12 protein-coding genes and 2 pseudogenes are annotated in these 14,190 nt (G+C 58.8%); 8 read left to right on the forward strand and 6 right to left on the reverse strand.

The genetic code is table 11. The features are described 5' to 3' along the window. Positions 1 to 161: 161 nt before the first annotated feature. Both BMY36_RS17585 and BMY36_RS20835 read right to left on the reverse strand, forming a co-directional pair. Complete coding sequence (locus tag BMY36_RS17585) at positions 162 to 458, reverse strand: hypothetical protein (RefSeq protein ID WP_050520668.1); 297 nt, start codon at positions 456 to 458, stop codon at positions 162 to 164. Positions 459 to 465: 7 nt separating this feature from the next. Then, a complete protein-coding gene (locus BMY36_RS20835; RefSeq protein WP_272867517.1) occupies positions 466 to 597 on the reverse strand; it encodes a hypothetical protein in 132 nt (43 codons plus the stop codon). 189 nt (positions 598 to 786) lie between these two features. Here BMY36_RS20835 and BMY36_RS17595 point away from each other — a divergent pair, with 189 nt between their 5' ends. From BMY36_RS17595 to arsH, 4 genes are read left to right on the forward strand one after another with little or no spacing between them, the layout of a single operon-like run. Further along, positions 787 to 1,113: an ArsR/SmtB family transcription factor gene (locus tag BMY36_RS17595; RefSeq protein ID WP_244888697.1), complete on the forward strand. Its 327-nt coding sequence runs from the start codon at positions 787 to 789 to the stop codon at positions 1,111 to 1,113. Continuing rightward, a complete protein-coding gene (gene arsB, locus BMY36_RS17600) occupies positions 1,110 to 2,129 on the forward strand; it encodes an ACR3 family arsenite efflux transporter (protein ID WP_050520665.1) in 1,020 nt (339 codons plus the stop codon). The genes BMY36_RS17595 and arsB overlap by 4 nt, the downstream gene beginning before the upstream one ends. Beyond that, a complete protein-coding gene (locus BMY36_RS17605) occupies positions 2,126 to 2,554 on the forward strand; it encodes an arsenate reductase family protein (RefSeq protein WP_050520664.1) in 429 nt (142 codons plus the stop codon). The genes arsB and BMY36_RS17605 overlap by 4 nt, the downstream gene beginning before the upstream one ends. After that, a complete protein-coding gene (arsH, locus tag BMY36_RS17610; protein ID WP_269430852.1) occupies positions 2,547 to 3,260 on the forward strand; it encodes an arsenical resistance protein ArsH in 714 nt (237 codons plus the stop codon). Before BMY36_RS17605 ends, arsH begins: the two co-directional genes overlap by 8 nt. Positions 3,261 to 3,370: 110 nt before the next feature. Here arsH and BMY36_RS17615 read toward each other — a convergent pair whose 3' ends face one another. Continuing rightward, positions 3,371 to 5,545 (reverse strand): esterase-like activity of phytase family protein, encoded by a 2,175-nt coding sequence (locus BMY36_RS17615; protein WP_050520662.1) that lies wholly within the window; start codon positions 5,543 to 5,545, stop codon positions 3,371 to 3,373. Positions 5,546 to 6,017: 472 nt separating this feature from the next. Beyond that, complete coding sequence (locus BMY36_RS20650; RefSeq protein ID WP_231579760.1) at positions 6,018 to 6,116, reverse strand: alternative oxidase; 99 nt, start codon at positions 6,114 to 6,116, stop codon at positions 6,018 to 6,020. Between the two features lie 121 nt (positions 6,117 to 6,237). Between BMY36_RS20650 and BMY36_RS17625 the strand changes: the two are divergent. From BMY36_RS17625 to BMY36_RS20905, 3 genes and pseudogenes are all read left to right on the forward strand, one after another. Continuing rightward, positions 6,238 to 6,756: pseudogene (locus BMY36_RS17625) on the forward strand (YcbK family protein); the annotation flags it as partial. After that, entirely contained in the window at positions 6,753 to 7,007 is a 255-nt protein-coding gene (locus tag BMY36_RS17630) for a hypothetical protein (RefSeq protein ID WP_050520661.1), read from the forward strand. The pseudogene BMY36_RS17625 and the gene BMY36_RS17630, both read left to right, overlap by 4 nt. A gap of 447 nt (positions 7,008 to 7,454) precedes the next feature. Beyond that, a pseudogene (locus BMY36_RS20905) lies at positions 7,455 to 7,762 on the forward strand (YcbK family protein); the annotation flags it as partial. A gap of 293 nt (positions 7,763 to 8,055) precedes the next feature. Here BMY36_RS20905 and BMY36_RS17645 read toward each other — a convergent pair. Further along, a complete protein-coding gene (locus tag BMY36_RS17645; protein WP_082224914.1) occupies positions 8,056 to 8,382 on the reverse strand; it encodes a UvrD-helicase domain-containing protein in 327 nt (108 codons plus the stop codon). A gap of 359 nt (positions 8,383 to 8,741) precedes the next feature. On the opposite strand from BMY36_RS17645, the gene BMY36_RS17650 reads away from it, so the two are divergent. After that, positions 8,742 to 13,559 (forward strand): SH3 domain-containing protein, encoded by a 4,818-nt coding sequence (locus tag BMY36_RS17650; RefSeq protein ID WP_175469331.1) that lies wholly within the window; start codon positions 8,742 to 8,744, stop codon positions 13,557 to 13,559. A 367-nt stretch (positions 13,560 to 13,926) separates the two neighbouring features. Here the strand turns inward: BMY36_RS17650 and BMY36_RS17655 are convergent. Continuing rightward, on the reverse strand, positions 13,927 to 14,190 hold a 264-nt coding region (locus BMY36_RS17655; protein ID WP_244888698.1), incomplete at its 5' end, for an integrase core domain-containing protein.

Here is a 14,190-nt window from a genome sequence, read left to right on the forward strand (position 1 = left end):
CCAAAAGTCGCCCTTACTGCGCTCATGCGAAAGCTGATTGAACTCGCCAACGCCCTCATCAAAGCAAACCGAAGTTGGGTGATGAAAGCGCCTTGATCAAGGCGGATACTCTGGTGGGAGCACTAGCGTAGCCAAATAATGGAAATATCAGTCCTTTATAATTATACTCTGCTCGCGTCGCCCGTCGGATCGACCCCTACCCACTGGCAACCGATCCACATGTAGAGGTGGGCAAATTCCCGTGTTGGACGCGGCAGGATACGCGGGTCGCGGGGCGGGTTTAAGCAGTCCAACGCCTCGGGCATGACCTGCAGAATTTCGCTCGCAGAGAGGATATCCTCGAGCTTCCAGCACGCCAGCGCGAAAAGCATGTGGGCAGGATAGCCGTCGAAATGGGCGTAAATATGCGCCCATTCCTCGGGGCCGATCTGGATGGCGATCTGCGCGCGGGTGCTCATGTCCCAACTACAGCGCGACCAGCACAGCGCTGGCAGCGGCCAGCTGTACGGTCGGCAGGTCGATTTTGATGTGCAAAAAGAGGTCCGAACAATCGGCCCTGATCCCAGCATCCTTCAGCGCCACTTCAACGGCTTCCACCACCACGGTGGGGCGGCTGCGGTCGAGATGTTTCGGCAGCGTGTCGACATCGATGCGGATGGTCGCGATTCCTCCCCTTTGTGAACAAATTGACTTCGCGATTGACCAAGCACTTCTTATATCTTATTTATCGTAAATCGACGATATACTAAGATAGGACAAAAATTCATGCTTGTTGCTCCATCACCCTTGTCAGACACAACGGATCGCAAAGTAGCGGATCTGGCCAAGGCGCTGGCCCACCCTGCACGTCTGCGCATTCTGCGGCTGTTGCTGGCCACGCCGGGCTGTATCGGGGGCGACATCGTCGATGCGGTAGGGCTGGCGCAATCAACCGTCTCTGAACATCTGCGCATCCTTAAAGCGGCGGGCGTGATCAGTGGCGAAATATCCGGCCCTCGGGTGTGTTACGCGTTGAACCCTGAGGCTTTGTCGGTTTTGGCCGAGTTTGTCGCATCGCTCAAGGTGCCCGACAGTGCCGACTGCTGCATCCCCAATCCGAAAGCCGCAACATGAACCTTTTTGAATGCTATCTGACCCTTTGGGTCGCGCTGTGTATCGTGGCAGGGCTTGCCCTTGGCAGTCTACTGCCCGGTGTGTTTGCCATGCTGGCGGGGCTTGAATATGCCTCGGTCAATCTGGTTGTCGCCGTGCTGATCTGGGCCATGGTTTACCCGATGATGATAGCCGTCGATCTCGGCTCGCTGAAATCGGTGGGGCAGCGGCCCAAGGGGTTGATCATCACGGTGGTGATCAACTGGCTGATCAAGCCGTTCACCATGGCGGCCCTTGGGGTGCTGTTCTTTCAACACCTGTTTGCGGGGCTGATCGACGGGGCCAAGGCGCCGGAATACATCGCCGGGTTGATCTTGCTGGGCGCAGCCCCTTGCACGGCGATGGTGTTTGTGTGGTCGCAAATGACCAAGGGTGATGCCAATTACACGCTGGTGCAGGTCAGCCTGAACGATCTAATCATGGTCGTAGCCTTTGCGCCGATCGTCGCATTTTTGCTGGGCGTCACCGATATTGCCGTGCCATGGGAGACGCTGATCCTGTCCACCGTCCTTTATGTGGTGATCCCGCTGTTAGCGGGGGTGGTGACGCGCGCCGCCCTGATCCGCCAAGGTGGCGAGGCGTCGGTGGCGGGCTTTACCGCGCGCATCAAACCCGCGTCGATGATGGGGCTGCTCCTGACCGTGGTGTTATTGTTCGGCTTTCAGGGGCCGGTCATTCTGGCGCAACCGGGGTTGATTGCGCTGCTGGCGGTGCCAATCATTATCCAATCTTATGGCATTTTCGCACTGGGGTATGCCGCCGCCTGGGCTTGGCGGCTGCCGCATAACATCGCCGCACCTTGCGCACTGATCGGCACGTCGAATTTCTTTGAACTGGCGGTTGCGGTGGCCATCGGCCTGTTCGGCCTGAACTCCGGAGCGGCCTTGGTGACCGTGGTCGGTGTGCTGGTCGAGGTGCCTGTAATGCTGTCGCTGGTCGCCTTTGCCAACCGCACGCGCGAGAGGTTTCCGAAATGAGCTTTCCCATCGTCATCCACCACAACCCCGACTGCGGCACGTCGTGCAATGTGCTGCAAATCATCCGCGCGGCAGGCCACGCGCCGGTGGTGATCGACTATCTGACAACGGGATGGACGCGACCTCAGTTGCTTGCACTGTTTGCCGCCGCGAACCTTACGCCACGGGGTGCCTTGCGCGTGAGCAAATCACCCGCTGAGGCCCTCGGGCTGACAGCCGCCGATGTGACCGACGACGCCCTGCTGGACGCGATGATCGAGCATCCGGTTCTAGTGAACAGGCCCATCGTCTGCACCCCCAAAGGCGTGCGCCTGTGCCGCCCTTCGGAAGGGGTGCTTGATCTGCTGGACCGCCTGCCCCCCGGCGCACTGGCCAAGGAGGACGGCGGATTGATTATAGATGCGAAAGGGAACCGCATTGTCTGACACACCCAACCTTGACGCTGCGCTGTTTCCCGGCATTGACCCGACAGCGCTTTTGTCACCGCCGCATAAACCCCATGCTCCGCGCATCCTCATCCTCTACGGCTCACTCCGCCCGCGCAGTTTCAGCCGCCTGTCGGGCGAAGAGGCCGGGCGCATCCTCACCTGTCTTGGGGCCGAGGTGCGCTCTTTCAATCCCTCGGGCTTGCCGCTGGTTGACGAACCCGGCGCCGATCTGACCAAAGTGACCGCCTTATGGGATCTGGTGACGTGGTCCGAGGGCATGGTCTGGTCATCGCCTGAACGCCATGGCGCGATGACCGGGCTGATGAAGACGCAAATCGACTGGATTCCACTTTCAATCGGTGCGGTGCGCCCGACCCAAGGCAAGACGCTGGCGGTGATGCAGGTATCGGGCGGATCGCAAAGCTTCAACGCGGTCAACCAGATGCGCATCCTTGGCCGCTGGATGCGGCTGATCACAATCCCCAACCAATCCTCGATCCCAAAAGCGTTTCAGGAATTTGATGAGGCCGGACGAATGCGCCCCTCGCCGCTTTACGACAGGATTGTTGATGTGATGGAAGAGTTGATGAAATTCACCCTGCTGACCCGCGACCGCGCCGACTATCTGGTGGACCGCTATTCCGAACGCAAGGAAACGGCGCAGGCGCTGGTGGAAAGGGTGAACCTGTCGGATGCGACGTGAGGGCGGTGCTGCGGCAGAGCAGTCTTTCGCTTGGCGAAGGGCCATGGGCTGAATGAGATCGCCCCCGCATGTTTCCATGCGGGGGCAATGACACGACCAAGGCCTTTGCGCTACTGAGCAACAACGCCAACAGACCAGAACAGTGTCTCGCCCGAGCTGTCATCAACACCGTCATTGTCGGTGACCACAAAGCCTGTGCCAGCAGCGTCAACGGCAAAACCTTCGATCTTGTCGACTGCGTAGCCGTTCAAAACAGCCAAGTCTGGCAGCATGTCACGCACCAGTTCTTTTAAGACGACTGGAAGCACGCTGCCAAGATCTGCGGGCACCATTGCGGATGCGGCAACGCGGTACAGTTTCTTGATAGCGGCGTTGCCTGCGATCTGGTTGTCGCGCTCAACAATATAGAACCAGTCGCCGTGCTTGGTGATCTCGGACAGGCCGACCCACGCGCCTTCAGCCGGGGCATCAAGCGGGTAATGAACGGCACCCCACGTCTTTTCAACCGTATTGTAGCCAACCAGTTTGACCATTCCCTTGGGATCATCGCGCCATTCGCGCTGGATAGGCATCCAGAGCCAGTCACCGTCAACCGTGATCCCCTCAAAGCCAAAGCGGGTTTCAAAATCGAGCAATTCAGATGGCAGGCCGATTTCCTCGATGATCTCGCCCTGCGCGTCCACATGGTAAATCGCATGCGGGATCAACCGATCACTGCGCCCCTCTGACGCGAGCCAAAAACCCCCATTGCCATCGGCTGCGATACCTTCAAGGTCCAGCTTTTGCGCGAGTATACCACCGCGGGTGACGGTCATCTCGGCTGTGATACGGGCGGGCGTTTGCGCAGCATCAATGGTGAAAATGCGCGGTTGGGCGGTGTAGACGCTGTCGGATACCGCATAAAGCTTGGCTGCAACCTCTGGGTCAGCCGCCAAACCAGACAGCGCGCCCCAGCCGATCAGCGTGTCGCTGCCTGCACTGGTGATCATCGGATAAGCGGCAACACCTTCCGCAAATTCGTAGACCATCACATGCGCTGGTGCCAGACCATCTTCGCGTAAGTCCACCTCATTGGCCGTGGCGAACAGATTGCGCTGCGGAATAGCGACCAAGCCTTCGGGGCTGACACCCGAGGGTAGGATCTGGCGCAACACCGGGGCGGCAGGGTTTGTGACATCATAAACGGCAACCACCGAGGCGCGCTCGGACCCGACAAACAGCAGGGGCGTGCCATCGAAGACGCCTGCCTCGACCGACTCCAACTCGACCCCCTTGGATCTGCTGCGGTGTTCGGGATAGTGGCCCGTGGCTACAATCGCATGCTCAAGACTTGGGCCTGATCCGTAGACCAAGGTTCCATTCTTGTTGAAGATGCTAAAGCTGCGCGAGCCACCCTGCCAGTCACCTTCATTCGCGATGGCGAAATGGTCAGCATCGATCCATTTGATCCCGTCCGGTTCGCGCGCGACGGCCTCTTTGCTGCCCGAGAAATCCAGTTTGCCGTCGCGTTTGGTGTCGATGCCCACCAGATCAACGCTACCCGCGCTGAAATGGCTGGCGATACTGCCATCCGCGCCGATCACGACGATATGGTTGTTTTCTTGCATCGTCAGGGCAATCTCACCCTGCTCATTAATGTCGATAAATTCCGGCTCCGGATCGTCGCCACCAACGGCGGCAAGGCCCGTCACATCAATCCGCTGCTGGCCCGCGCAATCGACCACCCCATCCTTTACGGCCATCTTGACCACATAGCCTGCGGGCATTTGCGGGATTGCGCCATCGTTCACGTCTTCGTCTCGCTGGTTTTCGATCGCAATCGCAAGAAAGCTGCCATCGGCTGAGCGTGCCACGGAATCGGGTTGGCCGCCAATATCGCATTCCGCCTCAACTTTGCGCGTGGCCAGATCAACCGTCACCAGCTTGCCCGAGGGGGCAATGAAGCTTTCCGACGTATCGACGCCGACGAAAATCTTGGCCCCTATGAAATGTGCAGTGGTAGGTTCTCCGCCCACGTCGATATTTCCAAGCCGCTTTGGCATCCGTGGGTCAGTGATATCGACCAATCCGATCACCCCCAGCGGGCTGTCGGTATAAACGAGGGTCATCCCGTCATCAGAGGCAGAGATGATTTCAGCGCTAGTCTCACGGGCGGTATCTTCACCCGCAGCCATATTCCCGGGCGTGGCAAAGGTAGAAATCCGGTTAAAGACCATTTCGGCATGCACAGGCATTGCAGAGGCAAGCGCGATAGCCGAAGTGACACAGACGTTTCGTAACAGCATGAGGCCAATCCTTGTTCAGGGGTTCTGGCCAAGAGCCTTCGTGACTTCCTGTATCTGCTCGGTGACGGGCGCGTGACAATTTTGTGAATTGCCAACGCGCCCACCGACAGGACCGAACATCACTTCGGTTAATTTTTCACCTTCCCAGCAGCTTTGACCGGGTTTTCTACAATCGCCTCATCAGTCGGTTCTGTTCCGGCGACGACGTTTGCATCGTCTGCTGATGCGGCCGCCAAGCCACGTGTGGATGCCTCCCATGGTGCAAGGAAAATTTTGACTTTCTGAGCATGTGATCGAGTGCGGTCATGTGTCAGGCCTCTCTGTGCGGCTTTTCACACGCCGCGGGCCGGTATGGAGATACGCGGATCAGGTCCAAATCACCTACGACGCGCTCAAGTTGGCGCTTTGGCTTCCCCTGGTTTTCCTGATCCCAATCTGATCAATCATTTGCCCATGCTGGTCATTGCCTTCCTCACACTTCCGGGTGGTCGATTATGGCAAGGACCACGTCGCGCAAGCGCGCCAAAGCTGGCAGATTCCAGTATTTTATCGCGATCTGTGGTGCTGCCACGTTTTCGACCCGGCTTGCGTCAATCTCTGCCAGATAGTGGGTATAGCTGGCGATGCGCTGATGCCGCGCGTGACCGCCTTGGGTTGTTCGCTGAACGGGGTGATCGCCGCGTTTCTAGTGGGGCAAACCGCTGATCATCCGCTCCGGCTATCGCAGCCCCAGCCACAACCGGGCAGTCGGCGGGGCCCCGGCGTCCGAGCACATGCTGGGCACGGCGTTCGACATTGCCATGTCGAACCACGACCCAGCCACGTTTGCCGATGCCGCCCGCGCGGTTGGCTTTCTCGGTTTCGGCACCTACCCGCGCTCGGGCTTCATGCACATCGACCTCGGGCCAGCCCGGTCATGGGGCGAACCGTTCCCGGCTCGCGCGACGCCTTTTGTCCCGGAGGTGGGCCCTGCCCGCGAAGTGTTGGCCGATAGCCGCACATTGAAAGGTGGTGGAGCAGCCGGGATTGCAACCGTCGGCGCGGCCGGTGTCGAAGTGGCCCAAGACGTCCTGGCAGAACCCCAAACCGCTATCCTGCGCCTGGTGCCATATCTGGACACACTCCGCTGGATATTCATCGCCGTGGCGCTGATCGGGATCGCCGTTGCCATCCACGCCCGGATTGATGACTGGAAGCGAGGGCAGCGATGATCGGCTTGATCACGGCAACCCTTGCCAGCGGCCCTGCGCGCAAAGCGCTGGGCCTCTCTCTGGCCGCCCTCACCATCGCACTGTTCCTGCTGAACCTGCGCCGCGCCGGCGAACGCGCCGGGCGTCTGGCCGAACGCCTTTCAATATCGGAGAGAACCCATGAAATCCAACGCAAAATGCTGGACGCCGCCAGCCGCCGCCCTGCTGATCGCGATGCTTTGGTTGAGCGGCTGCGCGATGGTCAGTTCTGATCCATCGACTGCTTGCCCGCCCACCGTGGAATACAGCACCTCCGATCAGACCCGCGCAGCGATGGAGGTTGAAGCTCTGCCAGAAGGCGCAATAGTGGTGCGGATGCTCAGCGATTATGCCGTCCTGCGGGATCAGGCGCGCACATGCTGATGAAAGCGGGCCGGGCAATTGCTCTGCAGGAAGCGCCAAACGCCTCGACCGCAGCCGCAAGCCCAGCCCGTTTCACAGGTTTACGTTTTCAAAGAGCGGCAGGGATTCGCTGCCCGGAGATGGTGGCATGCAACAGCACCGCCTGTCGCGATTCGAAAAGAGCACAATTGTGCACCTTTGGAGGATTGAGAGTGGTGGTTGGCTATCTTGCCATCGACCTTCGATGTGAGCGGTTACCGGCCATCCGCCACAATTGGTCCCAAGATCTGTAACGCGGGACAAAACGGACCTTCATTGTAAGCAAGCCGCTGATCGTCCGCTCCGCTTACCGCAGCCCCAGCCATAACCGTGCAGTCGATGGGGCCCCAGCCTCAAAGCACATGCTGGGCACGGCCTTCGACATCGCCATGTCAAACCACGATCCGGTGACGTTTGAGGCGGCCGCGCGGGCGGTGGGTTTTTGAGGTTTGGATATTACCCGCGCTTGGGTTTCATACACATTGATCTTGGACCCGCGCGCAATTGGGGCGAACCCTTCCCCGCTCGTGCGACGCCCTTCGTGCCAGAGGTGGCACCTGCCCGCGAAGTGTTGGCAGACAGGCGTGTCACAATACCGGCTCCGGACTTCATATCCCCTGCCAGCAAGGTGATGTCCGCATTCGCAAGGCCATTTCTGCCCGTTTGGCGCATTAGGGAGAGAATTTCGTCCGAGCAGTCCTTCTCAGCATGATCTGGATCGCATTGCACCCAGCGGAGGTGGCACGGATAGAGGTCCAGTGATCCTTGTTCCTGTTCAGGAAGGCCAATAGCTTCCTGAGGAAGAAACGATTCAGCAAACTTCCGAGCAAGCGTCAGCACGTCGGGCGGCAACCTATAGCTAACATCCAGTTGTGCCCATCACCCTCCAGGAAACCCCGCACCTTTCATTACATCATCAGTCCACGCATTGGCTGGGCCATAGACGTCTTGGGTAGCATCAGCGACAAGGAGCATTTCGCCATTCGGCTTGCATGCTTTTCGTAACACACTCCACCAGTGGGGCCGGTAGTCCTGTCCTTCATCAACCAATATCGCATCATACCTGTTGGCACCCGGCTGGTTAATCGCCTCCTCCGCCAACTTTGGCAGGGCGAGGTTCAAAACATCCTCATCAAAGCCGTCCTTGCACAGACTGTCATACCGTTTCTCCCAACCCACGTCGTAGCATGCGTGCTTGGGTACCATCACTTTCCAGCTGGCCGAAGTGACCGTCACCTCTACGATGGTGCGCGCCATCCTTGCTGCCATCCGCCGCCTTCGCGCGCCACCGTCATGCGCGTGACCGTCAACCAAGCTGAAACTGAATAGAGCCGGCTCGGCAGGTCTACCCAAGCGCTGAAAAACGCCCACAACGGGCCGAGTCTGACACCGCCGCTTCGTTGGCGCCGCCCAAAGCCGGGCAGTGGCGCGACAGCAGCCGCCATCCGGGACGCAAAACGCTTGTACCTGAGGCAGGTTCAGTCATAAGTCTTCAAACGGCAGGCCAATTGGGGAATGTCGACTGGTATCTTTTGGGGAGTGCTGGTGGCTTTTGGAGAGTAATGATGAACCGCAACGATTGTCGCGCGCGATTTCTTGGCGCACTGCTTGCTACGGTCTTCTGTGTAACGGGGCTTGAGGCGCAAGCCTACTCTATGCGCGATGCAACATTCGTGACCTCCTCCAAGAATTTAGATGTGCTTGCCTATGTGGTTTGCCTTGAAGATCAGATGGGCCAGCAACCCCGGCGCATGGGTCAGCAAGAGGCGCTGCAAGGCGCCGTTGTTGCCTGTCGCGCCGACGAGGGCCTTCTTCCCAGAGACCCGTCCGAGCCGACAGCCGAAGACCTTCATCTCAACATTCTGGAATGTGGCTTCCGCCCAGGCACAGCCAGCCCGGATATGGACTGCGGCGCGGGTGCCAGTCAAGCCAATGCGTCAGGAGCGCAGGCCCAGCAATCGGCGAGTTTTGAACCCGATGACTTGAATGCCATACCAGGGGTGATTTATACTGGGACTTGGCTGGAGGGGATCATTGTTGACGGTGACGCGGTCTGGGTTTCGGAAAGCGGGCAGCGCACTGTATCCAAGCTGGACATGAGCAGCGGCAAGTCCTTGGGCAGCTATAAGGTGGGTCGCCTTCCGATTGATGTGGTCCGGTCTTCTGCAGGCGATACCTATGCGTTGATCGCCACTGACAAGAAGGTGGTCAAGATTGATGGGCGGGGCAATGTAACGTCGCTTACCACGCTGAAGGGCTATCCCGCAGCCATGGCGCAGGAAGGGGACTGGATCTGGGTTCTGGTTGAACCCGGTGGCAACTCTGGCAGCAGCCAATTGGTGCGGATTGATGGGAACACCGGTAAGACTAGATCGACGGATTTGCTCTCGGCCGGGGGAACCGATATTGCGGTGTGGAATGGTCAGGTCTGGCTGACCCATGCGCAGAACAACCTTATCACGGTGGTGGATAGCGCCAGCATGCGGACTGAGATGATCCAGCTGAACGACGCGGTGATGTATACCGTCGCGAGCGGAGGTGACGCGGTTTACGTCGGCGGGGACAGCGGAGTTGGCGGCGTGGTCGTGCGTGTTAACGGACAGACCAAGGCCGAAACCGCGCGGCGCACCTTTCCAGAAATGATCCTGCGAGTGGCCAGCCATGGCAACGAGGTCGTGGCCCTGAGCATCTCTGGCAAGATGTGGATCCTTTCCGCCGATGACCTGACGATCCTGCGCGAGGTCAAGACGCAGGCCGTCGGGGCCAGCTTCCGCCCATCAGACATCAAGATCGAAGGTGACACCATTCTGGTCGCCGCAGGGCAGTTTCTGAAAGCGGATGGCCAACCTGTGACCGATGCCAAAGGCAAAGCTGATGAGCGTGGCGCCGTGCTGATCTACAACGATGTCTTCCCGGACAATGCACATTCGCAGCGGGCAGGCAACAGCGACACAGGTCGGTCGCCGGGCGCTACCCGCACGGACCAGACAGCGGCTGCGCCCACGCGTGACCGAACCCGCGACCAAACGTCGAGCGGTGGGCAGGGCAATCGCAACACCGGAGCCAGCGCGCCATCGCGGCGCGATGCTTCCAATGGATCGCAAGATCAGCGTCAGGGGCAACGCCAGGGCAATTCCGGCAGTCGGCCCGCTGCAACAGGCCGCAACCCACGGGCGCAGGCTGCTGGGCAAGCCGACAGGTTCCCGGTCATGGCCGGATCGCGCGGTACCAACGTTCGGTCGCGTCCCGATGCTAACAGCACCAAGACCGGTTCGACAGGGCCGGGCCAGCCGATTGAATTGCTCTCGAACGCCGGGGGTAATTATCAGGGCTTCCCATGGTTCGAAGTACGTCTGGCTAACCAGCAGACTGGCTATCTCTGGGGCGGCGGCATCTGCGCCCTGTCCCGCTCCCCGGTGCAGGGCACCAAAGGGACTTGCGATCGATCTGTCGCTCAGACCGTTCCCGAAAACCGCCGAACCGGCGTCAATCCTGGCAAACCGCGCCGGGATGCCGGAAACCGCGGCTCCAACGCGAAGACCAATGAGAACGATGTAATCATAGGCATGCTCGATCTGTTCGGGGCAGTTGTCGACAGCAACAATTCGCAGAAGAACAATGGCCAACTGTTCACCGAAACGCTGAGGGTTCAGCCGGGCGGTCAGCCTGCTCTGGCAACGCGCCGTATCACACAGGATCAGGTCGTGGTCTATTCCGTGGACGGCAAACGCGGGCAGACGCTGGATGTCACCCTCTGGTCGCCGGGGTCGAACACGGTGTTCGAGATCTATTCCGGTGAGGCAAAAGTGGGAGGCCAAACGCTGCCCGGTGCAGGCGCAGGGCAGAACGCGCAGTCGTTCCGGGGCCGTCTGCCCAAGGATGGTACCTATCAAATCGTGGTGGGTACGGTCAGCGGCGATGCCGATTATCAACTGGTGGTCGCTGCCGATGCCGTCGCTTCGGCAAGGCCGGGTCGCACGGCAAATGGGGCACCGTCCAATGGGGCCCCCACGAGGGCTGGTCGGGCTGGAAGCGCCGCTGCCGTTCCGGGCTTTGCCAATGCGCCACGGAGCGCCACGGCGCCCTCCACCGCCGATCAGACCACATCGGCCGCTGATACCCCGGCTTATACGCTTGGAGATAACGCGATTGCGGTTGGCACCTATACCAGCTCCACGGGTCCAGCTGGCAACATCGAAATGGACAAGAATACCTCTGCGATAAGCTGGAGGCCTTTCTGCGACGATTCCATCGCGCTGACCCCCGACTGGGAGTTCGGACAGCTTATGACCGACACCCGCCCGCAAGGAGCCCTTGTGCTCGACATCAGGGATGATGGCGGAGTGATCGGTTTTCAGTATGGGGCAAATACCTATACGCTTGGAGCTTCGATTCAGCCAATGTGTGGGGTGAACGTTGCCGACATTGCAAGCATCGCGACCTTCGCGCTTCCCGATGGCACAAAACCGGGTCAAGAACTGGTCGATTACTGCGAACAGGGCTCTGGCAAAGGCACGCCCGGCGCGCAGGCTTGCGTGGAAAGCCTGTTCATCGCTGACACACTCAACTTCATCGACACCACCGACACGCGTAAAACGACAAATGATTACAGTGCTATAACCCTCGCCTCTTTAAGCCGTTGCATGGAAGGATCGCCCAATGGCAGCGCGCCCTTCTATGATTGCCTCGATAATCAGGTGGCACATATCAACCGCGAAAATGCGGGCAATAACACAGACTCCGGTCCGATGGCCATTGGTGCGGATGGTCGGGAAGAAGCCCTTCCTGATCCGGGCTATGTGGACTATTCGCTGCCAGACGGCACCACGCCTGCCAACGGTCTCTACTTTACCTGTGCAAAAAACCATGGCGAACGCACCAACGATTATGACGTCTGCGTGCAGAAAGGGTTTGTCGCGGAAACGCTTGGCGGGGCAGAGACCATCGATCCCCGTAAGACAGCGAATGATTATAGACAGATCATGATCGATTCCTTGCGGTACTGCATGGAAGGATCGCCTAATGGCAGCGCGCCCTTCTATGATTGCCTCGACAATCAGGTGGCACATATCAACCGCGAAAATGCGAGCAATAACACAGATTCCGATCCGATGGCCATTGGTGCGGACGGGCAGGAAGACGGCGTTGGAGACGCACGCTCCCAGAACGACTACTCGGCCGTATCCGCTGTCGCCAATGGCTATTGCGACAAGAACAACCCAACCGATGGTCCCTTTTTCGACTGTATGGATAATCAGCTGCAGGTAATTCAGGCCTATGGCGAACTGACCGTTGACCAGCGCCTTGAGTGCGAGGCGAGAGGCATCGGGTCAGACAATTATAAGAACTGCCTGAATGAAACCCTCCAAACCATCAGAGAAGGACGGGTTACGACCGACGGAAATGCCGTCCCTACCGATAGCGAACCTGAGCTGATTGTCGATGGCGCCGACAGCGAAGACGATGATCGCGCCGGTAAAGATTACGCAGCCGTGGCGGGCTCAGACCGGGACTATTGCGACCAGAACAACCCGACAGATTTCCCATATTTCAATTGCATGGATGACATGCTGATCGGGACCGTGGGTTACGATCCAAATCCGGGCGGGCGTTACAACGCTTTGCCCGCTGATGTGCTGGCCACCTGTCAGGGTGATGTGAGCTGCTTGGACGCAGGCGTGATGCAAGCTCAACGTGCCAATGCACAGGGTGCCGACAATAACGCCGCCGCCGACCCCGAGCCCGTCACTGCTGATTCTGACCAGCTGGAAGTTGATGTCGAGGCTCTGCGCCAGCAGATTGCTGAGGCCTACAGCGATCTGACTTACGATGAGCGCCTTTTTTGCGAGCAGTATGGTATCCGGTCACAAGACAATGAGGCCTGCCTAAACCAGGCACTCGACTCTTTCAACCAACTGCAGATCGACAACACGGCGTTGGCAAAGGCGCAGGCGGAGGATGCAGATCTTCGTCAGCAGTATGCTGAGGCCTATAGTCAACTGACCGAACAGGAGCGCCTTGATTGCGAGCAATTCGGCCTCGGCTCGGTAGACTATGGGAACTGCCTGAACGAGCGCCTGCAAGAGTTGAACGTGCGTCAGATCGAGGCCGAGAGCGACAATTCGTCTGATTATCAGCAACCGGCAGACACGGGTGGCAATGAGCCGCAACCTGAAGCACAACCTGCTCCGGAGCCTGAACAAGAGCCTACTCAGGAAGATGCGCCATCCGTTGCTCCGGAAATCACCGACTACTGTTCCCAGAACGTGGAGGGCGATGACAAATACAACGCCTGCGTTGCCGATCTGTATTCCTGCCAATTCTCATACAGCGACATCTATAGCAACGATTTCATAGGCTGCGCTCAGGGAACGGGCTGGTAAATCAACAGGCGGCGCAACGGCACACAGCCATACGCCGCCGTTCGTGAACCCAAGGGGCGCAGGTGTTTGTGCGCCAAAGGCTCAGGAGGATGTGCTCAATAGGGAATAGACCGGGCCGATGTATTTAATCCGGTGACCGGATGCGGTGCCTTACCAATGCAGGGCATCCAAATTAATAGGCGGCTGCAATCGTTTTTGGATTTGGCCGTCCCAGGTCGATACAACTCATTGCAGCAGTCCTTCTTTTGAATGTAACCGCGCCATTGAGACCGCAGCTTATGCGGCTTGACTGTCGGTTGTGGATGCCAGAGGGGTCCTAGTTCTTCGACCACATTGCAGCCCTTTTAAGGTGGATCATGGTTTCATTTCAGGCTGCCATTCTCATAGGTTCTGTTTTGCTCGCATAGGCCTCGTCGGTGGTCAAGATGCCATGGGTCGATTGCGGTCGTTCGGCATTGTAATAGGCTAGCCATTTTCCGATGCCGCTGCGGGCCTGTGACCCAGTCTCAAACCCGTGCAAATAGACACATTCGTACTTGAGGGACCTCCACAGCCGTTCGATCATTCGGTTGTCAATCCACCGCCCTTTGCCATCTATTACCGTCAGTGCATTGCGAAGCAATGTCACGAG

Source organism: Pseudorhodobacter antarcticus, assembly GCF_900110135.1.
GTDB classification, from domain to species: domain Bacteria; phylum Pseudomonadota; class Alphaproteobacteria; order Rhodobacterales; family Rhodobacteraceae; genus Pseudorhodobacter; species Pseudorhodobacter antarcticus.